At 55.0% G+C, this 23,699-nt stretch carries 19 protein-coding genes; 10 read left to right on the top strand and 9 right to left on the bottom strand.

The features are described from left to right. The first annotated feature begins 152 nt into the window (after window positions 1-152). On the top strand, window positions 153-962 hold the full coding sequence (locus AC2IAX_RS18560; protein ID WP_494388772.1) for a carbon-nitrogen hydrolase family protein: 810 nt from the start codon (window positions 153-155) through the stop codon (window positions 960-962). A gap of 145 nt (window positions 963-1,107) precedes the next feature. Then, entirely contained in the window at window positions 1,108-1,722 is a 615-nt protein-coding gene (locus AC2IAX_RS18555) for a hypothetical protein (protein ID WP_494388771.1), read from the top strand. Window positions 1,723-1,776: 54 nt separating this feature from the next. Here the strand turns inward: AC2IAX_RS18555 and AC2IAX_RS18550 are convergent, their stop codons facing one another. After that, window positions 1,777-2,322: an AAA family ATPase gene (locus tag AC2IAX_RS18550; RefSeq protein ID WP_494388770.1), complete on the bottom strand. Its 546-nt coding sequence runs from the start codon at window positions 2,320-2,322 to the stop codon at window positions 1,777-1,779. Between the two features lie 267 nt (window positions 2,323-2,589). Here AC2IAX_RS18550 and hflX point away from each other — a divergent pair, with 267 nt between their 5' ends. Then, a complete protein-coding gene (gene hflX / locus AC2IAX_RS18545; protein WP_494390440.1) occupies window positions 2,590-4,380 on the top strand; it encodes a GTPase HflX in 1,791 nt (596 codons plus the stop codon). Between the two features lie 203 nt (window positions 4,381-4,583). Here hflX and AC2IAX_RS18540 read toward each other — a convergent pair whose 3' ends face one another. Then, complete coding sequence (locus AC2IAX_RS18540; RefSeq protein ID WP_494388769.1) at window positions 4,584-5,549, bottom strand: PRC-barrel domain-containing protein; 966 nt, start codon at window positions 5,547-5,549, stop codon at window positions 4,584-4,586. 484 nt (window positions 5,550-6,033) lie between these two features. Between AC2IAX_RS18540 and AC2IAX_RS18535 the strand changes: the two genes are divergently transcribed. From AC2IAX_RS18535 to AC2IAX_RS18510, 6 genes are all read left to right on the top strand, one after another. Next, complete coding sequence (locus AC2IAX_RS18535; RefSeq protein ID WP_494388768.1) at window positions 6,034-6,597, top strand: TetR/AcrR family transcriptional regulator; 564 nt, start codon at window positions 6,034-6,036, stop codon at window positions 6,595-6,597. Window positions 6,598-6,759: 162 nt separating this feature from the next. Continuing rightward, window positions 6,760-8,142 (top strand): MATE family efflux transporter, encoded by a 1,383-nt coding sequence (locus AC2IAX_RS18530; protein WP_494388767.1) that lies wholly within the window; start codon window positions 6,760-6,762, stop codon window positions 8,140-8,142. Between the two features lie 114 nt (window positions 8,143-8,256). Beyond that, entirely contained in the window at window positions 8,257-8,841 is a 585-nt protein-coding gene (locus AC2IAX_RS18525; protein WP_494388766.1) for a TIGR04376 family protein, read from the top strand. A 125-nt stretch (window positions 8,842-8,966) separates the two neighbouring features. Next, entirely contained in the window at window positions 8,967-9,701 is a 735-nt protein-coding gene (locus tag AC2IAX_RS18520; RefSeq protein ID WP_494388765.1) for an SDR family oxidoreductase, read from the top strand. A 232-nt stretch (window positions 9,702-9,933) separates the two neighbouring features. Further along, the gene (locus tag AC2IAX_RS18515) at window positions 9,934-11,112 is read left to right on the top strand and encodes a metal ABC transporter substrate-binding protein (RefSeq protein WP_494388764.1); all 1,179 of its coding nucleotides are present in this window, start codon (window positions 9,934-9,936) and stop codon (window positions 11,110-11,112) included. A 280-nt stretch (window positions 11,113-11,392) separates the two neighbouring features. Beyond that, window positions 11,393-12,109 carry a potassium channel family protein gene (locus AC2IAX_RS18510; protein WP_494388763.1) on the top strand — a complete coding sequence of 239 codons (717 nt, stop codon included), beginning with the start codon at window positions 11,393-11,395 and terminating at the stop codon, window positions 12,107-12,109. Here AC2IAX_RS18510 and AC2IAX_RS18505 read toward each other — a convergent pair. The 4 genes from AC2IAX_RS18505 to dapF all read right to left on the bottom strand — a co-directional run bounded on the left by AC2IAX_RS18505 (window position 12,066) and on the right by dapF (window position 17,484). After that, entirely contained in the window at window positions 12,066-13,718 is a 1,653-nt protein-coding gene (locus AC2IAX_RS18505; protein WP_494388762.1) for a cation:proton antiporter, read from the bottom strand. The two genes, AC2IAX_RS18510 and AC2IAX_RS18505, sit on opposite strands and share 44 nt — an antisense overlap. A gap of 189 nt (window positions 13,719-13,907) precedes the next feature. Further along, window positions 13,908-15,107, bottom strand: coding sequence for an aminotransferase class V-fold PLP-dependent enzyme (locus AC2IAX_RS18500; protein WP_494388761.1), 1,200 nt, complete (start codon window positions 15,105-15,107; stop codon window positions 13,908-13,910). A gap of 210 nt (window positions 15,108-15,317) precedes the next feature. Beyond that, complete coding sequence (locus tag AC2IAX_RS18495; RefSeq protein ID WP_494388760.1) at window positions 15,318-16,511, bottom strand: hypothetical protein; 1,194 nt, start codon at window positions 16,509-16,511, stop codon at window positions 15,318-15,320. A 127-nt stretch (window positions 16,512-16,638) separates the two neighbouring features. Beyond that, a complete protein-coding gene (dapF, locus tag AC2IAX_RS18490; protein WP_494388759.1) occupies window positions 16,639-17,484 on the bottom strand; it encodes a diaminopimelate epimerase in 846 nt (281 codons plus the stop codon). Window positions 17,485-17,496: 12 nt separating this feature from the next. Between dapF and AC2IAX_RS18485 the strand changes: the two genes are divergently transcribed. After that, complete coding sequence (locus AC2IAX_RS18485) at window positions 17,497-17,712, top strand: Hfq-related RNA-binding protein (protein ID WP_393011107.1); 216 nt, start codon at window positions 17,497-17,499, stop codon at window positions 17,710-17,712. A 222-nt stretch (window positions 17,713-17,934) separates the two neighbouring features. Here AC2IAX_RS18485 and AC2IAX_RS18480 read toward each other — a convergent pair whose 3' ends face one another. The 3 genes from AC2IAX_RS18480 to topA form a co-directional block, all read right to left on the bottom strand. Then, window positions 17,935-18,879, bottom strand: a complete 945-nt coding sequence (locus AC2IAX_RS18480; RefSeq protein ID WP_494388758.1) for an FTR1 family iron permease — start codon at window positions 18,877-18,879, stop codon at window positions 17,935-17,937. A 377-nt stretch (window positions 18,880-19,256) separates the two neighbouring features. Then, window positions 19,257-20,084 carry a M48 family metalloprotease gene (locus AC2IAX_RS18475; RefSeq protein ID WP_494388757.1) on the bottom strand — a complete coding sequence of 276 codons (828 nt, stop codon included), beginning with the start codon at window positions 20,082-20,084 and terminating at the stop codon, window positions 19,257-19,259. Window positions 20,085-20,480: 396 nt separating this feature from the next. Next, window positions 20,481-23,264 carry a type I DNA topoisomerase gene (topA, locus tag AC2IAX_RS18470; protein WP_494388756.1) on the bottom strand — a complete coding sequence of 928 codons (2,784 nt, stop codon included), beginning with the start codon at window positions 23,262-23,264 and terminating at the stop codon, window positions 20,481-20,483. Window positions 23,265-23,699 lie beyond the last annotated feature (435 nt).

The following is a 23,699-nucleotide window of genomic DNA, read 5'->3' as shown; positions in this document are numbered from 1 at the left end:
CAATTAATTCTGCTGATTCGGCTGATTCCGCCCTTGGGACTCGCCATGGTTAATGACTTGGTGTAACTGAACGCAACGAATGGGAAGAATTTACGGATAATCTAATGCGGGCCATCTGCCCCTAATTCCTGTTGTTAAACCGATCTGAGCCTATGAAGTCCTACCTGGCGGCGGCAGTCCAAATGAACAGCCAGCCCGATCTGGCCCACAACTTGGCCCAAGCCGAAGACTTAATTGATCTGGCCGTGAACCGGGGGGCAGAACTGATTGGCCTGCCGGAAAACTTCTCCTTTTTGGGTGAAGAAAACGAAAAACTCGCCCAGGCCAGCGAGATCGCCGCCGCCAGCGAAAAATTCCTGAAAACCATGGCCCAAAAATATCAGGTCACCATTTTGGGAGGTGGATTTCCCGTGCCAGTGCCGGACAACCAGGTGGCCAACACGGCGCTGCTGGTGGATCCCGATGGCTTCGTGGTGCGATATGAAAAGGTGCATTTGTTCGATGTGGATTTGCCCGACGGCAACACCTACCGCGAATCGCAAACGGTGCTAGCAGGTTCCCACTTGCCGCCCCTCTACCGATCGGACAATTTGGGCAATTTGGGTCTCTCGGTTTGTTATGACGTGCGGTTTCCGGAGCTATATCGCCACCTGTCCAAACAGGGCGCAGATGTGTTGTTTGTGCCCGCAGCGTTCACGGCCTACACGGGCAAGGATCATTGGCAAGTGTTGCTGCAAGCCCGGGCGATCGAGAACACCTGTTACGCGATCGCTCCGGCCCAAACGGGTCTCCACTACGGCCGCCGCCAGTCCCATGGCCACGCGGTGATTATTGATCCTTGGGGCACAATCTTGGCCGACGCGGGAGATCCGGTGGGCCTCGCAATCGCGGAAATCAACCCCGATCGACTGGCCCAAGTCCGTCGCCAAATGCCCTGCCTGGAACACCGCGTTTTCGGCTAAATGCCCATCTCCCATCAAAACAACGGGGGCGCAACACCCGCCCCCAAACCTTGATTTTCTAATTATTTGTAAATTCCCTTTCCTGCGAAAACCCAGATATCATTAAACGAAGCATTTTATGTAAGCTTTTGAGTTCCAAGCTGCCATGGTTCCTCGAGTCAAGCTTTCGGCCCTGATGGTGACAGGATTGTTGCTCACGGCGGGCTTTGGCAAATCAGCCCAGGGCCAGGACACAGACCCCCTGTGCTACTTCACCGATGCGGCTGGCAACCGCCGAGATCTGAGTGCTTGGTGTGGTCGGTCGGGCAACGGTCTAACTTCACCAACCAGCGCTCCGGCATCAGTGCCAATGGGGCCACCTCCGGAGGCTACGAGTGCCAACGGGGGCGGCAATGTGGAGTTGTTGCAGTGCCGCGTTCAAGCAGAGCGTCGCACCGAGCAGGCTAGCCCCAGTCAACGCTTGATCGTTCATCTCATGGGTTCTGTGCAAAACCGAACGGGTAAACCTGTGAGCAATGTAACGGTGCGCTATGTCGTGAAATCAGAAGCCAGCATTTTGAGTCGCGATGGACGCTCATTAAATGAATCGCTGCTAGGGATCGGCGATCGCGGCACTTTTGATCGAAAAGATAAACCAATCGCCCTAGAAGCTGTGACTAGTAGCGATAACCGTTGGCGAATTGAGGTTGAGGGTATTGACTGGGTAGAAGCGGGTATGGCTCGATCGCGTCAACTTTCGCCCCCAACCCGTTGTTATTGATTCGTTGCTATTGATTACGATCCATCATCACTCATTGGGCTGAGTGACGGAATGTCATTCAGGCGCGGGGTCACTGGGCAGATTGTTAGTCAGGCTCATGGTTTCCAATTGATCAAAGCCTTCTGCCAGTTCCGGGGGCGATCGATCCAATTGTTGAGCCATCCGTTCAATGACATGGGCGGGAACCTGTCGATCGCGCTGGGCATTCCAGGCCAAGCATTGCTCCAACGGGGTTTGCACCCACCAGCCGATGATCTGGTTAAAACCCAATTCCCGAGCGGTTTCTAAGATTCGCTGTCGTTGGCGCGGGTCAGCATTGGTGGCATCGTAAACGGCATCGGCTGCGTTGGCGATCACGGTTTGCAGTCGATCGCACACCACCTGCCAAATGGCTGACCAATCGCCCTGAACAGCCGCATCACCAAAGAGTTCAGCCCGAATGGCATCGGTGGAAATCCAATGCCGATCGGGAGCGGCGGCTTGCCACTGACGGGCCAGGGTGGACTTGCCACAGCCCGGCGGCCCAATCAGCACGATCAGACGAGCCGTGAGCAGGCCTGAGCCGGGGGGATCAGTAACGGGGCGATCGGGAAGTGGCATGGCGCTGGAATGGGCTAATCAGCCGGTTAACGCCACAGGTTAACGACATCGGCTAACGAGATGGTTTGAGCATGGTTGAGCCGTTGAACCGCCTAAGGATCAGGGATCCCCCTCGCCTTAGCCGGCCCGGCCCGCCTAAAATTGAACCATTCTCCACCGCCCGATCGCCCCTCCCCGGCGGGAGATGTGCGGCGATCGCCGTTTGGGGATCTGGCTCATTTTGCCGTTCCATTCTTTTCCATTTTTTGTCGCATTCTGAGGTGGCTTATCGAAACCATTCATGGAGATCTGAAAGGTCTCAAAACCAACCAGCTCAAACAACTGAAGCGGCTCTATCATCAGCGCGTGCCCGGCGATCGCTTCACCACGCCGGAATTTGCCCAGCGCCTGGCCGCCATCAGCACCGAACTGGAAAAACCCCTTTGCGTTTACGTTAACCGGCGGGGCCAGGTGATTCGAGTCGGCGTGGGCACACCGCGCCAAACCCAGATCCCGCCTTTGGAATTGCCGCGTTATGGGGCCGAGCGCCTGTGCGGAATTCGCTGCATGGCCACTGCGCCCGAGTCAGACCAGCCAGGAACCGGAGCCTTGACGGCCTTGGCTCTGCAACGGTTGGATGCATTGGTTTGGTTACCGCTCACGGGCAGTGGTTTTGCGCGGCGCGGCGGCGGTGTGGGGGGCTATGTGAAATCGGCACGGGTGGCCCATCTGTTGCCGCCGTCCAATCTGCCGGGGCTGGTGGTGCGAGGGACAGAATCGGCGGCCGAGAGCGTCACCCAAAGCACCACGGTGTTGCCGCCTGTCCCGATCGAGGATTTGGCGGAACAGGACTTTCTGGACTTTGTGACGGGGCTGGAGGCCGAGTTTGCCCGGGAAGTGTCCGGCTTAGAGATTGATCAAGCGGGCGATCGGGTGTTGTTGGTGGGGGTGCAAACGAGCGATCGGGATCCCAGGGCCTTTGAAGACGGGTTGGCGGAACTCGATCGGCTGGTGGACACGGCCGGCGGTTCCGTGGTCGGCGTGGTGCGCCAAAAGCGATCGCGCCCCCATCCTCAAACCGTGGTAGGTGAAGGGAAGGTGGAAGAAATTGCCCTCCAGGCCCAGAGCTTGGGGGCCAACCTGGTGGCGTTCGATCGGGACTTGTCCCCGGCCCAAATCCGCAACTTGGAAAAATTCATCGGCACGCGCGTGGTCGATCGCACCGAGGTGATTCTCGATATCTTTGCGCAACGGGCCCGATCGGGCGCGGGCAAGCTGCAAGTGGAACTGGCCCAGTTGGAATATCTCATGCCGCGACTGACGGGCCGTGGCCAGGCCATGTCTCGGTTGGGCGGTGGCATTGGAACCCGGGGGCCCGGTGAAACCAAATTGGAAACCGAACGCCGGGTGATTCAACGGCGCATTTCTCGCTTGCAACGGGAGGTGAACGAACTCCAGGCCCACCGCAACCGCCTGCGCCAACGTCGCCAACACCACGATGTGCCCACCGTGGCGATCGTGGGTTACACCAACGCTGGAAAATCAACCCTGTTGAACGTGCTAACCGATGCGGAGGTCTACGCGGCCGATCAACTGTTTGCCACGTTGGATCCAACCACTCGCCGCCTGACCCTGACTGTGCCCGCCCCGATCGCCCCGATCGCTGAATCGGAATTTCCAGACAGCCCCGAATTTGCGGAACCCACCGAGGGGCGATCAATCCTGCTCACGGACACGGTGGGGTTTATTCAAGAGCTGCCCCCGCCCTTGATGGATGCCTTCCGCGCCACCCTGGAGGAGGTGACGGAAGCAGAAGCCCTGTTGCACTTGGTGGATTTATCCCATCCTTCCTGGCCCCGACATATTGCGGCGGTGCATGAGATTTTGGGTGAAATGCCGATCGTCCCGGGGCCGGAGTTGCTGGTTTTTAACAAAATCGACGCGGCCAGCTCCGAGGCGATCGAGCAGGCCAAGGCGGAATGTCCCCACGGGGTGTTTATTTCCGCAGGCGATCGCCTAGGTCTCGAAACCCTCCGGCAACAGTTGCTGAACCTGGTTCGCTACGCCACGGGCGAATAGGCCCCCTGCCCGATCGATTCTGCCCGATCGATCCCATATCCCGTTGCACCGCCGTGGTCGGCTGTTGTCATTGGCTGGGTGTGGGCTACAGCAGCTAATCGGTCATACCCTGACCATCATGGGGGACAAGATTGCTCAAGCCCCTTATCCCCCATGATTCGCTAACGGCAGATCTAGGGTTTCAGGCTCAACGACGACAGTCCCTAGTAATCTTCGTATTCCGGTTCCCGTTGCCGCACCTTCTCGGGAATCTCTAGCTTGGGTGCGCGGTAGCCCGGTTCCTCATCAGTCCAAGCATCGGAATCTACGTTGTCATCGTAGCGATCGTAGACTTCCTCATAGTCATACTCATCTTCCCGCACATACTCGCGGCCCCGTTCGCGGCGCGGGGGCTGATCGCTCCAGTTGTCGTCCTCGTCATAATCTTGGCGGCGTTGTTGGCCATAGCGCGGGGCCGGCTCTTCCCAGGTTTCCTCTTCCCAAGCTTCCTCTTCGTAGCGGCGCTCAGCCCGGGTTTCGGTGCGAATTTCTGGACGGGCTTCGGTGCGCAACCCAGAGGCCAGTTGGTTGCCGGGGGCAGCGGTGGGGGTAAAGTACAGATCCTCTTCATCCCGTTCCCAGGGAGGGCTGCTGAGGCCCAAACGCTCCAGAACACCAACGCTGAGTTGAATCAGGCGGGCTTCGGCCCCTTCAAACACAATCAACCGATCGGGGCCCGTGCTGACCACTTCTTCGATCGGGAGTTCATAGGTGCTGATCACCTGTTCGGGCACTTGGGGCAGGCCGAGCGAGGCAATAACGATCGAAACCAGCTTGCCATCTTCCACATCAAACTTGAACCCGCGCACCTTCCCCAGCAGTTCGCCAGTTTCGGTGATCACCTCACAACCAATCAAGGTGTTGTAGGCATCCGCTTCAATGTAGTCCTCGATCGCCCGATCGTCCTCCACCAGGATCACATCACCAATTTGGCTGATGCTATCCAGATTCATGAAGCGCGGCATGGCCGAAACGGCGAGGATATTGTCCTTTACGCCAAAGCCAATAATCTCCTGGCGATCAATATCGACCCAAACCTGGCTAATGATGCCCAGGCGCTTGCCAGTGTTTCGGGTAATGATTTGCGTTCCAAGCAGGTCAGAGCGCTGGCGAATCGATTCAGAGGTCATTGACTGCAAAGGGGGACTGCAAAGGGGGATGAATTGCAATAGATCCGAAGTCGGGATGCTTGTCGATAGTAAAGCATAGGTTGACGAATTGAGGGCGGGCGGCTGGTGGTGTCGATTGCCGAACGCGGTTGATTAGTTGGGGCCGAATGCAGAATTGAACCGGCGAGTATGACCTGCTCAAAGCATTCCGGTTTTCGTCTTCTGTTCATCTTCCAATCCAGAAAGTCCAACAAACCTTGCTCAAAGTGATAGTTAACATCCTCGTGATCGGTCAGGGTCAACAAGGGCAACCAGTGCTTCAGGGTTTATGGGCAGTCACCTGAAGCACACAGCCCAGGCCCTGCTCGCCGCTTCACCAACAGGGCAAACTTGACATCCGACCAACCAGACGGTATGTTTCTGATATCCGACCGACTAGACGGTTTTTGAAAACTCGCTGCTTGCGGCCGCGATAATCGCTCTATCGTCCAAAGGATTAAAGGTCATGGTTTCTGCAAGAAAATCTCGTGCTACGTCTATCCAACCCGGCCTTCTGTTGGCCGCTGCTAATCAAGTAGTCGTCAAGCAGGGGGTTGACGCGCTCACACTAGATGCAGTTGCCATGGAAGCCGGTGTGAGCAAAGGTGGATTGCTGCATCACTTTCCCAGCAAAGAAGCGTTGATTTCTGGCATGGTTCAGCAAGCATTAGACAAATTTGTTGAAACATTGCATCAGGAACTTGAAAAAGATCCAGCACCCGAGACACCAGGACATTGGGTCAGAGCTTATGTTCGAGCGTCAGCACTGGATGATCAGGAAAATTATGAACTGCACTTCAACTTACTAGCCGCAAATTTTACTAATCCTGATTTGCTAAAGCCAATGCGAGATTTTTGGCAGGAATGCCATGAAAAGATTCTTGCTAGCGGACTTGATCCCGCAGTCGCTACCGTCATTCGCTTGGCAATGGATGGCTTGTGGTTAACCCACTTACATAACTTTGCACCTTTGGAAGATTCATTGCGATCGCAAGTCATTGAAACGGCTCTGAAGATGGCACAACCTTAGCCGATCCTATAACGTACTTCGTCAATATTTTTGCTTCAATTGGGCATTTGCTGAATTGCTTTGAGCAATCTTTTCTGGCTCTAGAGAATGCCTCTAGAGGAAGTTTGCTATGCCGTAGTTGATCGTTCTGTATTTCCTCCTTTCATCCTTGAGATCAATGTCATGGCAAATATTGCAACTCGACTTAACATTCAGGCGGAAGCCCGTGAATTTCTCAAATTGGCACTGCCCCTTGCAGGTGCCCAAGTTGCTCAAGCAGCGACGGGGTTTGTCGATACCGTCATGATGGGTTGGCTGGGGCAAGATGTGCTCGCAGCAGGTGGATTAGCCACCATGATTTTCATGGCATTCATGATGGCTGGGGTGGGATTAATTTCTGGTGTCAGTCCGTTGGTAGCAGAAGCTTATGGTGCTGGTCAAACTAAACGAATTGGGCAATTACTTCGTCATGGCTTGTGGATTTCTTTACTATTATCGGTTCCAGGAATGCAGATGATTACTCATCTCGATGGATTGATGCATCAATTCGGACAAGCTGAAACAACAGTAATTCTCTCAGATCAGTATCTGAGTGTGATGGCGTGGGGATTATTTCCAGCGATCGCCTTTGCCACGCTAAGAGGTTGCATCGTTGCACTTTCTGAAGCACACCCAGTGATGTTTATCGTAGTGATTGCAACCTTGTTCAATATCATTGGCAACTATGTTCTGGGATTTGGTCAATTCGGTTTTCCAAATTTAGGAATTTCAGGACTAGCCGTTGCAAGCATTGGCGCTCATTGGATCATGTTTATATCATTGCTGGTGTATATGCTTTGGCATAAACCACTTCAGCCATACTCTCTGTTTCACGCTCTTCATCACCTGAAACCCAAAATTTTGCAACAGCTACTCTGGGTAGGTGGGCCAATTGGTGTTGCTGCTGTTTTGGAATATGGACTATACACAACGGTTAGCTTTTTCATGGGAGCGCTTGGAACGCCAGTTTTAGCGGCTCATCAAGTCGTATCACAAACTGTACTTGTTCTATTTATGGTTCCCTTAGCAATGTCTTATGCTGCAACTGTTCGAGTTGGGCAGTGGTTTGGTCAACGAAATTGGAAACAGATTCAACAAGCAGCTTTAGTCAGTATTGGACTGGCAGTCACATTTATGTTTTTCATGGGAATTGCTCTGTTTACTCATCCTCGTCAAGTTGTTGGTCTGTATCTTGATCTGAGTAATCCAGCTAATGCCGATGCCATAGGTATGAGTATTACACTCATGAAGCTTGCAGCTTGCGGACTGGTCTTAGATGGTTTACAACGAACCGCGAATGGTGTTTTGCAAGGTTTGCAAGATACGCGAATTCCGGTGTTGCTTGGAATGATTGCCTATTGGGGTATTGGCTTAACGATGAGCTATCTGCTGGGATTTTATGCTCCCTGGTCAGGGGTGGGGGTTTGGCTGGGTACATACATCGGACTGGCGGCGGCATCGATTGCGTACCTTTGGCGATTTTTGAGAATTATGTTAAGCAGCCATTCCCGAGTAGCTAATGGGTGACCCCTTCGATGGTGCTGATTGAAACCAGTCGTTGTGCCAGAGGAGTACGCTGAGTCTGTAATGCAGCGCCCGGCCCCTGGGCTGGGCGAGGATTGAAACGCAAGGAGCGATCGCGTGAGTTTGCTCGATGATCTCAGTCAGTTTTTAGAAGCTCGGCTAGAAGCCTTTCTGCGCGAACATCCCGAGCTAGAGTTGCGGGCCCTAGAGGAGCAACTGCGGGAACAGGAAGCCGATGCCAAGCGATCGATCGGGGAATTGCACACCCAAGAACAGCAACTGAAAGCTGACATTTGGGAAACAGCCCAGGACGTGCAGCGTTGGCATATTCGCATCGAAAAGGTGGAAGCCGCTGGAGAACACCAACTCGCCGCCGCCGCCCGCGAACGAGAAGCCGCCCTCTTGCGCAAGGGCAATCAACTTTGGGGACAAATGCAGGGCATTAAAACCCGCATTGAACAGTTAGAAACCCTGGTGTCGCAATTGGCCAGCAAACGGCAAGAGGTGGCCGCGCGGGCAGCCCAGGCCGATGCGCAAACCCAGGCCCAAGCCAAGACCCGCACCAGCCGATCGCCCTGGGACAGCGGCGATCGAGCCACCTACAGCAGCGGAATGGGAGCCGATCCGCTAGAAGAGCAGTTCCAACGCTGGGAAATGGATGAAGAACTGGAACAACTGAAGCGCCAAATGGGCCGCCCTTGAAGAACCGCCTTTAAAGATCTGAGCAAGGGATAGCAGCCTTTTTAGCCAATTCAACTGTTTTGGCCTCCAACAGCCGTGCTAGCTTAAGGGTGTAACGATTTGTAAAGAAAAGTAACAACTCGATCGTGCAAGACTGGCAAAGCAAGCTCAAAGGCAAAGTAATCGTCATTGTTGGCGGCACGGGGGGCATTGGCGCAACCCTCGCTCGCAAGCTGGCAGCGGCTGGAACCTCGTTGGTGTTGGCGGCTCGGGGAACGGAGCCATTGGCAGCCCTCGCAGCGGAACTGCGGGGAACGGGAGCTACGGTGTTGGCGGTTCCCACGGATATTACCGATGCGGCTCAGGTGGCGAATTTATTCACCCAAGCGATCGCCCAATTTGGTCAGATTGATGCGCTGGTCAATGCAGCGGGCGCGGGAATTCTCAAACAGTTTAATAAGCTCACGGAAGCCGATCTGGATCAAATGTTGGCGGTGAATTTAAAGGGCAGTTTTCACACTTGCCAAGCCGCCATTGAGGTGATGAAAGATCGCAAAATGGGGCATATTTGCAACGTGATCGGCATTTTGGGCAAACATTCCATGGCGATGGGTGCGGCCTATTGTGCTTCCAAATTTGCGCTCACGGGCCTGAGTAAATGCATGGCCGATGAAGCCCGTCGCTACGGGATCAAGGTCACGCTGTTCTATTTTGGTGGCATTGATTCACCCTTTTGGGACAACGTGAGCCTCAAGGTCGATCGCGCCAAAATGCTGTCCACGGAAACGGCGGCCGATGCCATTTTGTTTGCTCTCAGTGCAGAACCGCAAGCCATTCCGATGGAAATCAATATTCAGCCGGAAAGCCATCTCTTTTTCTAGGCATCCGTGAATATTCATCGGCCATCGAGAATAGCAATTCAGCGCCCCCGTTCAAGGCAGTCGCTCGGGGACAAAACCTGCTGATCGATCGCCTCGCTCCGCCATTGACTCGCTTTGTCCGATTGCTCTATGCTTGTGATTGAGAATGATTCTCATTCTAGATAAGCCTCTGAATCTTGGCGTGGGCCAACCAGAGGCATAACCGCAAGCTTAGGTGTGATTGATGGGTGGGATGACTCGAACCATGGCGGAACGGCGATCGCGCAACCGGGGAATCGGGCGGATGCAATGGCCAGCGATTGCCCTTGGCCTGGCCCTGCTGGGAACGGGTTGCGGCACTGGATCCAACTCCGGGGGAACAACCAACGGTAACAGCGCCCAAGCAACCAACACCACCGCCAATCCCGATCGCCCCAAGGTGGTGGCCAGTGGTGGCGTGGTTTGCGACTTGGCCCAGCAAATTGCGGGCGAGACGATCGACCTCACCTGTTTGGTGCAACCCGGCCGCGACCCCCACACCTACGAACCCACCCCCAGCGATCGCGCCGCGATTGAGTCTGCCAGTCTCGTGCTCTATGGCGGCTACGACTTTGAAGGAGGGTTAACCAAAACCCTCACCAGCGCCCCCACCCAGGGCCCCAAAGTGGCAATTTTTGAAAAGGCCGTTCCCAGTCCCCTGAAAATGGCCGCCCATGATCATGATCACGACCATGGCCACGACCACGGCCATGAAAATGACCACGACCACAAAGCCGAAGCGGCCGCCAAACCCGAGGAACATGATCACGACCATGATGCAGATCCAAAAACTGCAACTGGGGAAGCGGCGGAACTGGTGGCGGATCCTCACGTGTGGCACAGCCCCCAAAATGGGCAAAAGCTAACGGCGATCGTGGCGGCCCAACTGAGTCAACTGATTCCCGCCCAAGCCGATCGCTATCAACAGGCTGCCCAGGCCCTGACCGGCGAACTGCAAGCACTCGATCGCTGGATTCAAACCCAAGTGGCCACCGTCCCGCCCGATCGACGGCGACTCATCACCACCCACGATGCCTTGCGCTACTACGCTCAAGCCTATGGATTTGAGGTGAAAGGGGCCCTCAGCGGCCTGAGCACCGAAGAGCGACCAACCCCCAGCAAGCTGGCGGAACTGGTGAAACTGGTCAAGGCGGCCAATGTGCCAGCGATTTTTGCGGAAGCGTCCACCAACCCCAAAACGATCGCCACCGTTGCTCGCGAGGCCGGCGTGCAGGTAGCTGCCAACCCGCTCTATATTGACGGGCCCGGCGCACCGGGAACGGCGGGATCCACCTATCAAACCATGCTGATTAGCAATACTTGCACGGTGGTGAATGCTTTGGGAGGGCAATGCGAACCCAAGACGGCTCCCCTGGGGAAATCTGGTTCTTGAAGCCCCGTTCTTGAAATTCAAATATCAAAATCTAGGACTCAAGGTTTAGATTTTGAATTTTAGTTTCTAGAATTTAGTTCCTGAAGTTGAGTTCTCGATCTTTGGTGATCAAAATTTCAATTTTTGAGCCATATTCTTCATCACTTTTTGAGATTTAATCTTGCTCTAATCTTGGATTACGCTTCCTTGATGAATACATTCAATTCATCGGCTCAAGGAAGCAATTTCATCTCTGCGCTAACCTGAGATATTCAAGATTTGCGAGGCAAGTACAACAACCATGTACGTTCTCATCGGTGGCGCAGGAATGATGGGATTGCGGTTAGCCCAACAACTCCTAGAACTGGGGCATACCGTTGCTGTGATTGACAAAGATCCCTTAGCCTGTCGGTTTGCTCGCGAACAAATCGGGGTGATGGCCTTCGAGGGCAGCGCAGTCAGCACCGCAGTGCTTCTGGAGGCTGGGATCCGGCAGGCCAATGCGGTGGTAGCAGCCCTGAGGGATGATGCTTTGAATTTAGCGCTCATCACCTTGTCCAAAAGTTACGGCATTGCCCACACTGTTGTTCGGATGCTCGATCGCGAGTTTCTGGATGCTTATCGTTTAGCCGGCGCTAGCCACATCATCAGCACCATTGATTTGGCAGTGGCCACGATGGCCAATGCGATCGAATACCCAGAAGTGGAATCGATGATGCATTTTGAACAGGGTCAGGTTGAAGTGCTCAAGCTGCCTGTTCCCAATGACTGTTATGTGGTCGATCGCACGATCGCTCAGATTGCCCAAGATCCCGATTTCCCAACGGGATCCCTCATCATTGGTTATCAAAGTCATGCTTGTAGCAACTTAGAAATTCCCAATGGTCAAACAGTTTTGAAAGCTGGCTCTACCATTTTGGTCGTGACCCGGCCGGAACTCGTTCGGCCGATGATCAAATACCTTGGACTCACTGCTAGTCATCGCTCAGAGACTGAAGCTTTTGATCCAAATCCTTGATATAGCGTCGCACCACATCTTCTGGAACAATCCGCTTGCGCAGGGCATCGTTAATTGCACCCTTTTCCGCAATCATTAACTGTCTTCGCACCACATCTAATTGATTGGGATGATGCAGACCCAAATGGGCTTGGTGTTGGTTATAGACCTCCCTCAAAACCCGTTCTGATCCGGCGACTTTGGCTTGATAAGCAGCCCAAAGCTCCTCATAAATTGCTTTTGGTAAAACGCCAGCCTTGAGTAGCTGGGCAAGTTCATCCTGCGCTGCCTTGGCCCCAATCAGTTGAATTTGTAATTGGCCAATTTCTTCGGATATTCCATTGCCTTGGCCGATGTTGAGCTGCTTGATCAGCCAAGGCAATGCCAGTCCCTGAATCACCAACGAAAATAGGACTGCCCCAAAAATCAGCTCAATAATGAATTCCCGGCCAACAAAGCCCACAGGAATGGCGATCGCCAAGGCCATGGACAGCGATCCTTTAATGTTGCCGAGCACTAGGACATGTTGCCAACGGAGGGGAATTGGGCGATCGAACCAACGCAAGCCGGCCAGCAACGAATAAACAGAGATAATGCGTCCCAATTGATAGGCAATGATCACCAAAATAACCGCCGGGAGAATTTTCCAAAGGGTTAGGGGGTTAATTTCAATGCCAATCAACAGAAAAATGAATGTATTTACACTAAAGCCAGCATATTCCCAGAAGCTGAGCAGCGTAATCCGATAGGAGGCTGATGTGGCTTGGGGCAAGCCCAAATTACCAAAAACCAAACCAGCAATCACGACGGCTACTGCACCGGAAACACCCAAAAATTGGCCTAGTTGGAACGTGCCTAAAGCCAATGCTACGGTTAGCAGCAAGCTGCTTAATGGATCTTGCAGGCGATTAAAAATTGGCAGGCAAAGATAGCCTAAAACTGCTCCGAGGAATGCACCACCCAAGGAAACAAGCAGCATCTCTTTGATGCCTTGACCGATGGTAATGCTACCGGTGGAGTAAATGACCAACAACAAATTGAAGGACACTAAGGCTGCGGCATCGTTAAATAATGTTTCGCCTTCAACGATCGTTGAAAGCCGCGAAGGAACTCGCAGTTCCTTAAACACCGCGATCATGGAAACGGTGTCGGTATTAGCCAAAATTACGCCAATCAAAAGCGCATTAATCCAGTCCAACCCTAAACTCAGTTTCACCAGAACAGCAATGATCCCTGAGGATAATAAGGAGCCAGGAATTGCGAGCAGGGCGATCGGTTTGAAGGTGCTGCGAAGGCGACTAATATCCGTGTTGATTGCCGCTTCAAAGATCAGAATTGGCAGAAAAAGATTGAGCACCAGCGACGGATCCAAACCAATGCGCTGGGATAGCAAGTCGGTGATGGGTAGCCCCGCCAGCACCAAACCGGTGACATAGGGAATTCTCAATCGCTGAGTCACCAGAGCCACGGTGGTTGCCAGCAAGAGCAGGATAATGAGGATATTAATCAGTTCGGGAATGCTGCCGGCCGCTAGACTGCTGACCACTGAATCATTGGAATGGTTAACTGAATTGCTGTTCGCTAGGGATTGTGGCAAGGAGGAAAGAGTCAGAAACCAATCATGCTTCATGCGGTTTTCTCCTAGATTAATGACGAAGGTTAATGGCAAATTTGCCCCGCTCTGATTTGGTTGGGAGGGGGGGTAGGCGTGGCCAGATTTCTGGCGAGCTGTTACAGTCGATCGCCCAATTAAGCCGATCGCCCAATTGAAATGCCAGGCCGAATAGTTAGGTTAAGTTAGATCAAAATTAAGTCAAAGTTAGGCCGCTACAAGCGATCGAATTAGTTCCGCCAGTCGATCGACTTCTGCTTCTTGGGTGAAGTAATGAACACAGGCCCGCGCACAATCGGGATTGGGCAGGGTTCGTAACAAGTATTTTTGTTTTTCCAGGGTGGCCACGAGCGATCGAGCGTTGTGGGAGCCGCTGACCTTGAAGGAAACGAGGCCGGTTGGCGGCGGATATGGCAGCCAACATTCCACCTGGGGAATAGTTTGCAGATGTTGCCAAAGACGGCCGGCAAGCTGCACGATTCGATCGTACCGTTGCTGGGGTGTGCCCCAACGGCGGTGCAAGTCCAGAGCCGATTGGAGACCTAGCCCAAGCGCATAGGCGGAGGTGGCCACTTCAAAGCGCTGGCCGGTGGTTTTGTGGCCCGTGGGGTTGCCTTGGCGATCGGCCGTGATGCCGCGCCAGCCCACAAAGGTCGGCTCCAGGCTCGATCGGGGATTCACATACAATCCCCCCAACCCATCGGGTCCACAACACCACTTGTGGCCCGTGAAGGCATAGAAATCAATCTCCAATTCCGACAGATTCAAGGGCAACAGGCCCACCGATTGGGCCGCATCAACCAGGATTTGCACGGAGGGCTGTTGGTGGCGGCAAGCTTGGGCAATGGCTTGCACATCGAGAATTTCGCCCGTATTCCAAAGGGCGTGGCTCACCAACACCAAGCGGGTTTGGGGATGTAGATGGGCCAAAATAGCTTCCACGATCGGTTGCTCAGGGACGCGATCGCGCAGGGGAAATTGATCGATCGTCACTCCCCAGCGCTGGGCGATCGCCTGGGCGGCGGCCACCACCCCCGGATGCTCGGAATCGCTAATCAATAGCCGATCGCCCGATCGCCAAGGCAATCCCCAAAGGGCAATGTTGCAGCCGGCCGTCACATTCTCAGTCAGGGCGATCGTCTCGGGACTCACCTGCAATTCCTGGGCAATGGCTTGGCGGGTGGCGGCCAATTGCGCATCAACCCAATCGCCCACGGCGCTGCTGAAGGGGCCCAATTGCTGCATGGTTTGCCAGGCTTGCACCATGGCTTCCAGGGATCCTTGGGGTAGTGGCCCTTGGCCGCCGTAGTTGAAATAGGTTTTGTTGTCTAGGGCGGGGAATTGGGAACGCACCTGATCAATGCTCCAGGGTTCTCCGTTCCTAGGTTCTTGGTTCGTTTGTGCCATATCCCTGTTGCCCGCAACCACCATGTTTCCAAACGCTCCTGCCAAGAGGCTGCTAGTGGGTTTCAATCAAACCTTGTGCAGTCAATCTCAAAGTTTTTCTCTTGCGGTTTTTTGCGGTTTTTATTCCGCAATTTCCATTTCGCAGTTTCTGTCTCGCCGCAGCTCTCCCGATGTTTCGAGGTGGCGAGCGCGAGCCAGGTTGCGTGAATCCTAACCAGCAGCCCAGTCGCGATCGGTTGCCCGTCGTTTGGTGTCATTCAAAGACTGTTTTACCCGTTCCAACACCCAACTGAAGGTTTCAAAAACCTGCCGGAGCGATTGTTCATCCCGCAGGGTTGAAAGACTGAAGTTGGGGGCCCGGCGCTCCCGTGAGTCCGGCGGAAGGGCCAGGCCGATCGAGCTAAGGTGGCTGCGCAATTCCATCCATTCGTCGTGGCGCGTGAAGGGATACCAAGAAGCGTAGGTGCTGGAATTGATTTCCAAGCCCCCATCAATCCCCACTTTGAACAGCTCATGGGACTCGCCACGCCCAAAATCACACATGGCCACAAACCCGCCGTAGGTGTCGCCCGTACGCCAGTAAACCTCCACGTTGGGATGATCGCTACACCACTCGTAAATGTGGTGTGCAATGGCGGCTTCGTCTTCCCCCTGGCGGGCGCTGAATTCTTGGAAGAAGCTGTCTTCGTCCCAACGCCGCCGATCGAGGGCGGGGGAAGCGCTCTTGGAGTCGGTCATGCGCCCAATTAATCGGGGCACGAGGGTGCGAAATCCTTCATCACTCACGTATTGACGCAGTTCAATTGCCTGAACTTCTGCCGGATCCATCTGGGCGTTCAAAAATTCCACCGTCCGCACCAGTTCCGGCGAGAGGGCATCGGAAACCACCACAATCCGGATTCGACCCGCTTGCAGGTTAGTTTTCACCTGTTGCCAAAAACGTTCCTCTTCCTCATCGTGGCCCAGGAAGTCTTCCACCACTTGATCGGGATCCCGATCGTTGGCGCGGCAGTTGGCTTCAAATTGGGCCAGCATGGTTTCGATCGGCCAATATTGCGACAGGTTCGCGGCATATTCAATCGCCTGGCCAATTAGCTCTTGGGCCTGTTGACCGCCGCCGCGTCCGTGGCTGCAAAACACTTCCACCACCGTGGGCACACCGCTGCGATCGAGAAAAATCCGATCCAGAGACCAGCGATCGTCCCGTTCGTCATCAAAAGTCACCGTGTTCTGGCGAGTGATGGCCAACCAGTCCTGATCACGGTTAATGAGGCTGCGATCGCCAGCCAATAGGTTGGGGTAAGTTTCCAAGAGTTCCTGAAGAAGCGTCACCGACCCATAGGGCTGCTCCATCATCTCCACGAGTCGCCCATCATTGCGTACGAAGTAAATTCCGCTGCTCATGCCTATTGCTCTTCAGTTGCTGCCGTGAACTGGTGATCGCCGGGGGGCCATGGCGGCCCCCAATCCTTAGCACCGCTTGGGCGACGGACTCATTGGCGACGGATTAACTTGACCCGGGGCCGGATCATCAGCCCCTCCACACCCCGTTAAAAACCGCTTCTGCCGGCCCCGTCATGAGGATCCGATCGCTCACAGCATCCCAGGTGATCTGCAATGGGCCGCCGGGAAGCTCCACCGTAGCCACTCGATCGCTGTGGCCATTTAACACGGCTGCTACCAGTGTTGCACAGGCCCCCGTTCCACAGGCCAACGTAATGCCCGCGCCGCGCTCCCAAACCCGCATTCGTAGATAGTCGCGCCGCACCACTTCCACAAATTCCACATTGGTTTTTTGGGGGAAGGCCGGATGGCATTCGATTTGCGGGCCAATGGCGGGCAGGTCGATCGCGCTCACATCTTCCACAAAGGTGACACAGTGGGGATTTCCCATGCTGACGGTGGTTACTGTCCAATCTTGGCCCGCGGCCGTGAGCGATCGGGCCAGGGCCGTTTCACCCGTTGTGCCCAGGGTGGTGGGAATCCGTTCGGCTGCCAAAATTGGCTGGCCCATGTCCACGGTCACCTGGCCATCGGCCTGGATGGTGGGGATAATGAAACCCGCCAGCGTGTGGACTTTGTAGGTTTTTTCGGTGTTTTCTAGGCCTTCTAGGGCCGCTAAATATTTGGCAAAGCAGCGAATGCCATTGCCGCACATTTCCGGTTCAGAACCATCGGAGTTAAAAATTCGCATGGTGTAATCGGCTCCCTGCTCGCCGGGCAGCACAAAGATCACACCGTCGGCCCCAATGCCAAAATGGCGATCGCACAGTTGCACGGCCTGTTCAGGCGAGAGAATTGGCTCTGCTCGATCGCGGTTATCCAGCAGAATAAAGTCATTCCCTAATCCGTGATACTTTGCAAACGCAAGTCCCATTGAGCACTCCCTATGGCTGAAGAATTTAATACTGGGCTGCCCAGCACCCGTCAAGTGCAGACAGCCATTAAGAATAAGCAAGAAGTGGAACTAAAGCTGCTAACCAATGACCTGATCGCAGGCAAGGTGAAGTGGCAGGACAGCGATTGCATCTGCATTGTTGACCATTACGACCAGCCTACAATCGTTTGGCGACACGCGATCGCCTATCTCAAGCCCAAGGCCTAGGAGCAACTCAACGGCTCATTCAGCGGCTGAACTGGCTGATCAGCAAACGTTTGCGTTGGTTTTGGGGCTTGCGTTGGCCTAGGGCCTGCCGCCATTTCCTAGGATCGGGCGGAAACGATTGATTTTCCATGTCCCAGTCGTCGTAACAAGGGGCTTGAGCATCTTGTCCCCCACGATCTGCCAAAGGTGGAATCAGGGTTTCAGGCGATTTGACGACAGGCCCTAACCTTGACCCGACTGGGCCGGCGAAGCTTCGGCCGGGGCCGCAGGAGCGCGCTGGCCCCGCAAACTGCGGAAGTAAAGGGTTCCCACGCCCCCCAAAAAGAGGCCATACCCGATCGCCTGAGCCAGGTAGAGATGGTCACGGTAGCCAAAGAGGGTTTTGAGCAACAGACCCGGCAACACCCGATCGCTCAAGGTCGCTGACCAATCCCAAACCAAGGGCCCCAGCAAGCAGGAATCGCCCCCCACGGCACAAAGGCCAGCCCAGCCGGGATGCAGTTGCCCCCAAAGAACCGCCGCTGCGTCCAGGTGCTTGAGCACGGAAATCACCAACGCGCCCACCACCAGCAGCAGAATGGTGCCCACCACTTGGAAAAATCGGCGCACATCAATCTTGATGCCAAAGCGAAAGAGCAGCAGTCCCATGATGGCGGCTCCAATTACGCCCGCGATCGCCCCCACGGCGGCCCCGAGGCTTTCCTGAAACTGGGCAGCAATGAAAATGACCGTTTCCAATCCCTCTTGCAGCACGGCGGCCGTAACCAAGCCAAAAATTTTCCAGGCGGCTCCCGTTTGCGCCCCGATCGCCCGCTGCACGGAGGATTGCACCTCTCCTTTCAGTTGTTTGGCTTGCTGAGTCATCCAAACCAACATCCAACTCAACAGACCAATGGCGATCGCGCCCAAAATCACTTTTAAGCCTTGAGTCCAAAAGGGGGCCCAAGGGGTAACCGATCGATCCAAGGCCCCAAACACCCCGGCCAACCCAACGCCGACCAAGGCACTCAGGCATAACCCCGCCACAATGCCCCAAACCACCGATCGGTTGAGGTGGGTTTGGCCCGCCTGTTGCAAACAGGCCAACACCAAGCCAATGATCAAAACCGCTTCAAACCCCTCACGCAGGGCGATCGAAAAGGTTGGCAACGCATCCACAAAGTTCATGGCGGGGAAGCCCCAATAGCATTAATCGTTCGTCAATTGTTCAGCAATCGTTCGGCGCTCTTCTCCAAGCTAGCGAGGAATGGCGCGATCGGGCAAGACAAGAACAAGATTGGCCGGATAATTAGCCGGATATTAATTGGTTGATTGCTTGATTTCTCGACTAAACAATAATCTCGAAAAATATTCTTAAAAATATTTCCCAAAAATATCCCCACAATATGACCGCAACATTCCCCAAAAGAGGCTCAAGCAACTAGTTCAAAAAATATTCATCATCAGAATTTCACAAAAAAATGGGCGATCGAGCCGCTTTCACGACCCGATCGCCCCTCAAAGGTAACGAGAAAATCCCTAATGCAATTGCCTAAATCAACTCTCTAGCGTCCTGCCAAACGGGCCAACGCAGCAATTCGGGACTCCGTGGAAGGATGGGTGGAAAACAAGTTGCGCAGCCAGTCTTTGGCGCTGGGGTTAATGATCAGCAAGGGCGAAAAGGCGGGATTGCCCTCCAAACGGGTGGCATCAGCCATCGTTTCCAAGCGCTTCAGGGCCCGAGCCAAGGCCATCGGATCGCCCGTTAACTCTGCGGCTCCTGCATCGGCCGAGAACTCCCGCGTTCGGGAAATGCCCAGTTGAATCACCGTGGCAGCGATCGGGGCCAAAAGCATGGCCAACAACCCTGCAAACGGATTGCCCCGATCGCGATCGCCTCCAAACCACATGGCCGCCTGAGCCAAGTAAGAAATTGCGCCCGCAATGGTGGCCGCCACCGCTTGGGTCAGGGTGTCGCGGTTGCGGATATGGCTGAGTTCGTGGGCAATCACCGCCGCCAACTCATCTTCCGGCAAAATTTCCAGAATCCCTTCCGTCACAGCCACCGCCGCATGGTGGGGGTCACGACCGGTGGCAAAGGCATTGGCCATCGGGCTGGGGATGATGTGCAGGGTGGGCACAGGCATTCCCGCGCGATCGCACAGCCGCTCCAACATGGCGTAAAGGTGGGGCGCTTGCGATCGATTCACGGGCTGGGCCCCATAGGCCGCCAGAGCGATTTTGTCCGAATAGAACCAGGATCCCAGGTTCATCACCGCCGCCAAAACCAGCCCCAGGAAGGCCCCGCGAGCACCTCCAAACAAAAGACCGCTGGCAAAAATCAGCAGGCCGCTCATGCTGGCGAGCAAAACCGTGGTTTTTAGTTGATTCATAGCACCAAACCGAAAGAAGAAATCGGCATCGGTGTTTGGAGTTTGGAAATCCGAAGACCGGCCGTTGCTTCAATTCTAGGAAGGATTTGGGGATGCGCACGCGGTGGGAATTGCCCCGCTGGAGGGTGGTTTTCCGCCATTTCCCCGATCGCCCTTAATGGTTGGCATCAGATTCCAGGGACTCTGATCCCACTGCCTATCGCCAAATGGTAGGAACAAGGGGCTTAAGCTATCGCCAGATGGTAGGGACAAGGGGCTTAAGCTATCGCCAGATGGTAGGGACAAGGGGCTTAAGCCCCTTGTCTGGGGCTGTTAGGCTCAGAGAATCAACCGCTCCAACCCTGGTCACTCACATTGGTTGACAAGCCTCCAGAGTCCTAGGGGCTAAATCACGGTTCAGGAAGCCTTGCGGCGAGTGCTACTCGATCGGGTCGCTCGGGTGGTTTCGCCTTCCGGGGCCTTGTCCTCAGTGGTTTTGGCTTTGCGGGTGCGAGTGGTTTTGGGAGCTGTTTCTGAGGCTGCTTCTGTATCTGCGGTTTTGGCCTTGGTGGTCTTGCTGGTGGTTTTACCCGTGGTCTTGCTAGCGGTTTTTGTGGTCTTGCCAGTGGTCTTACGGGCGGTCTTTTTCTTGCTGCCCGCTTTGGCCGCCAATAATTCCAGTGCTTCCGGCAGGGTCAGGCTCTCGACGGTTTGCCCTTCTGCCAATCCCGCATTCACCTTGCCGTGTTGAACGTAGATGCCATAGGGCCCCTGATACAGGTTCACCGGTTCGTTGTCGTCCGGGTGAGGGCCCAACTCGCGAAGCGGGGTTTTCTGTTTGCGGCTGCGGCTGGCCTTGGGTTGGGCCAACAGCTCCAGGGCCCGTTCCAGGGTGATGGTGGTGACATCATCATCGGCCTTGAGCGATCGGTAATCTTGGCCCCCGTCCTTGCCCATGTCGTGAACAATGTAGGGGCCAAAGCGCCCAAGACTGGCTTTGATGGGGCGGCCGGTTTCCGGGTGTTGCCCCAACAGGCGCGGCAAAGACAACAGCCCCAAGGCCAGCTCAAGGGTCAGGTTTTCGGGGGTCACGCCTCGGGGCAAGGAGGTGCGTTTGGGTTTGGGATTTTCGTCAGTCACTTCGCCCAACTGCACGTAGGGGCCATAGGCTCCCGTGAGCACGTAAATGGATTCGCCGGTTTCGGGATGGTTGCCGATCGAGGCGGGGCCTTCGGTCTTTTGGCGAATCAGGGCGGCAATTTGCTCCGCGTCTAGATCGGCTGGAGTCAAGTCCTTAGGCAGGGAGGCTTTAATGGTTGCGCCCTGGTCGTCCACGACTTCCACATAGGCTCCGTAGCGCCCGATCCGAATATCGGCGTTCAAATCTTCCAAAACGATCGTGCGGGCTTCGGCCGGGTCGATCGCGCTTTCGCGCACCTTCACCTGCGTATCCAGCCCCCCATCGCCCAGATAGAACTGACGCAGATAGGGCAACCAAGAGGTTTTGCCCGTGGAAATTTCGTCCAGGGTGCGTTCCATTTGGGCTGTGAACCCAAAATCCACCAGGTCAGGAAAATGATTTTCCAGAAGACCCGTGACCGCAAAGGCCGTGAAGGTGGGAACCAGGGCATTGCCGAGTTGTTGAGCATAGCCCCGATCGACAATCGTGCCGATGATGCTGGCGTAGGTGCTGGGGCGGCCGATGCCTTCGTTTTCCAGCATTTTCACCAAGGCCGCTTCCGTGTAGCGGGCGGGGGGTTGGGTGTCGTGGCGCAGGGCTTCCAGGTCTTGGCAGTTGACCCGATCGCCCTTGGTCAGTGGCGGCAGCAACACTTCCCGATCCTCGATCGCCGCATCGGGATCATCCGACCCTTCCACATAGGCTCGGAAAAAGCCCGGGAAGTCAATTCGCTTGCCGCTGGCCCGAAACTCAGCGTTTTCCACCCGAATTTGGGCCGAAACGAAGGTTTGGCGCGCATCGGCCATTTGACAGGCCACCGTCCGTTTCCAAATCAAATCGTATAGTTGCAGTTCCCGTCCGCTGAGGCCCGTTTGTTGCGGTGTGCGGAACGTGCTGCCGGCCGGGCGGATTGCTTCGTGGGCTTCTTGGGCCCCCTTGGCCTTGGTGGCATATTGACGCGGTTGGGGACTCAGGTAATTTGCGCCGTAGAGTTCCGTCACGCAAGCACGGGCCGCCTCGATCGCCTGTTGAGACAGGTGTACCGAGTCGGTTCGCATATAGGTGATATAGCCCTGCTCGTAGAGACTTTGGGCCGTGCGCATAGTGTCCCGGGCCGAGAGCCGCAGCTTGCGGTTCGCCTCCTGTTGCAGGGTGGAGGTGGTGAAGGGAGGCGAGGGCTTGCGGGTGTTGGGTCGCTCCTCAATGTCCACCACCGTCCAATCGCCCGATCGCAGGCGATCGCGCAGGGTTTGGGCCTGCTCTTCATTGAGCAAAACAACCTTTTTACCCGCCGCGATTTGCCCGGTGGCTTCGTCAAAATCCGCCCCCGTGGCCAATTTTTTGCCATCCAGGGCCACCAACTTGGCTTCAAAGGGGCGATCGTCCAAGCTGGTCAGCGCCGCCTTCAAGTCCCAATAGGTTCCGGTTTTGAACGCCCGCCGGGCCCGTTCCCGAATCACCAACATCCGCACGGCCACGGACTGCACCCGCCCTGCCGACAGCCCCGCCGCGATTTTTTTCCACAGCAAAGGCGACAGGGTATAGCCCACCAAGCGATCGAGAATGCGGCGGGTTTCTTGGGCATGAACGAGGTTATCGTTCACCTGGCGACAGTTTTGAATGGCCGATCGAATCGCTTCTTCCGTAATTTCATGGAAGACCATTCGTTTCACGGGCACTTTCGGTTTCAAAACCTGCAATAAATGCCAGCTAATGCTTTCCCCTTCCCGGTCTTCGTCAGTGGCCAGAACCAATTCATCGGCCAGCTTCAAAGAGTCTTGTAACTCTTTAACGACCTTTTTTTTGTCCTTGGGGATGACGTAGAGGGGTTCAAAGTTCTTTTCAATGTTGACCCCTAGTTGGGCCCACTGTTCGCCCTTAACCGCCGCCGGAATCTCACTTGCCGATTGGGGCAAGTCGCGAATATGACCCATCGAAGCCGTTACCTGATAGCCAGACGGCAGAAAGTTGCGGATGGTTTTCGCTTTGGTCGGGGACTCGACAATAACAAGGGTTGTCATGGATGGCGGAGGGCTGACCCGGTATTCCTAATATATAGATAGATCGAAACTTGGATAGATGACAGCGCGATCGCGGTCACAGGCTGAGGCGGACGACGCGATCAGGGCAAAACGGACGATCGAAGTGGCTGCAAAGACTAGCCGTAAAGACTAATTGGACAGAGTGGAAGAAATTTCGGGAAATGTCAAGTCGCGATCGCTTCGGTGACAAGATTGGCCGGCTTGGATGCATGGTCGCGGCCATTGACCCGGCTTTTTGCCCACAGGCGGCCGTTTGCTCACGATCGACTGTGGATCCTCTTCGGCCCAGGCCACAACGCTAACCCTGAATCCCTGAATGGTCGTCGCCATCATAGAATGGATCCCTTGGACTTCAGCATTTCAGCAAATTGGGTGGGATTGCCTTGCCGTTTGCTTCCCACTCAATTGCGCTCA

The organism is Limnothrix sp. HT2024, from assembly GCF_059138625.1.
Note: the sequence above shows the minus strand (reverse complement) of the source record. Positions and strands in the feature narration are given on the sequence as shown.

Excerpts from the sequence above, each read along its gene's own strand:
- AC2IAX_RS18495 (WP_494388760.1), bottom strand. The coding sequence starts at position 16,511 with ATGAGCAGCGGAATTTACTTCGTACGCAATGATGGGCGACTCGTGGAG.
- AC2IAX_RS18505 (WP_494388762.1), bottom strand. The coding sequence starts at position 13,718 with ATGAAGCATGATTGGTTTCTGACTCTTTCCTCCTTGCCACAATCCCTA.
- topA (WP_494388756.1), bottom strand. The coding sequence starts at position 23,264 with ATGACAACCCTTGTTATTGTCGAGTCCCCGACCAAAGCGAAAACCATC.
- AC2IAX_RS18535 (WP_494388768.1), top strand. The coding sequence starts at position 6,034 with ATGGTTTCTGCAAGAAAATCTCGTGCTACGTCTATCCAACCCGGCCTT.
- AC2IAX_RS18530 (WP_494388767.1), top strand. The coding sequence starts at position 6,760 with ATGGCAAATATTGCAACTCGACTTAACATTCAGGCGGAAGCCCGTGAA.
- AC2IAX_RS18510 (WP_494388763.1), top strand. The coding sequence starts at position 11,393 with ATGTACGTTCTCATCGGTGGCGCAGGAATGATGGGATTGCGGTTAGCC.
- dapF (WP_494388759.1), bottom strand. The coding sequence starts at position 17,484 with ATGGGACTTGCGTTTGCAAAGTATCACGGATTAGGGAATGACTTTATT.
- AC2IAX_RS18485 (WP_393011107.1), top strand. The coding sequence starts at position 17,497 with ATGGCTGAAGAATTTAATACTGGGCTGCCCAGCACCCGTCAAGTGCAG.
- AC2IAX_RS18475 (WP_494388757.1), bottom strand. The coding sequence starts at position 20,084 with ATGAATCAACTAAAAACCACGGTTTTGCTCGCCAGCATGAGCGGCCTG.
- AC2IAX_RS18550 (WP_494388770.1), bottom strand. The coding sequence starts at position 2,322 with ATGCCACTTCCCGATCGCCCCGTTACTGATCCCCCCGGCTCAGGCCTG.
- AC2IAX_RS18515 (WP_494388764.1), top strand. The coding sequence starts at position 9,934 with ATGACTCGAACCATGGCGGAACGGCGATCGCGCAACCGGGGAATCGGG.
- AC2IAX_RS18560 (WP_494388772.1), top strand. The coding sequence starts at position 153 with ATGAAGTCCTACCTGGCGGCGGCAGTCCAAATGAACAGCCAGCCCGAT.
- AC2IAX_RS18500 (WP_494388761.1), bottom strand. The coding sequence starts at position 15,107 with ATGGCACAAACGAACCAAGAACCTAGGAACGGAGAACCCTGGAGCATT.
- AC2IAX_RS18480 (WP_494388758.1), bottom strand. The coding sequence starts at position 18,879 with ATGAACTTTGTGGATGCGTTGCCAACCTTTTCGATCGCCCTGCGTGAG.
- AC2IAX_RS18540 (WP_494388769.1), bottom strand. The coding sequence starts at position 5,549 with ATGACCTCTGAATCGATTCGCCAGCGCTCTGACCTGCTTGGAACGCAA.
- AC2IAX_RS18555 (WP_494388771.1), top strand. The coding sequence starts at position 1,108 with ATGGTTCCTCGAGTCAAGCTTTCGGCCCTGATGGTGACAGGATTGTTG.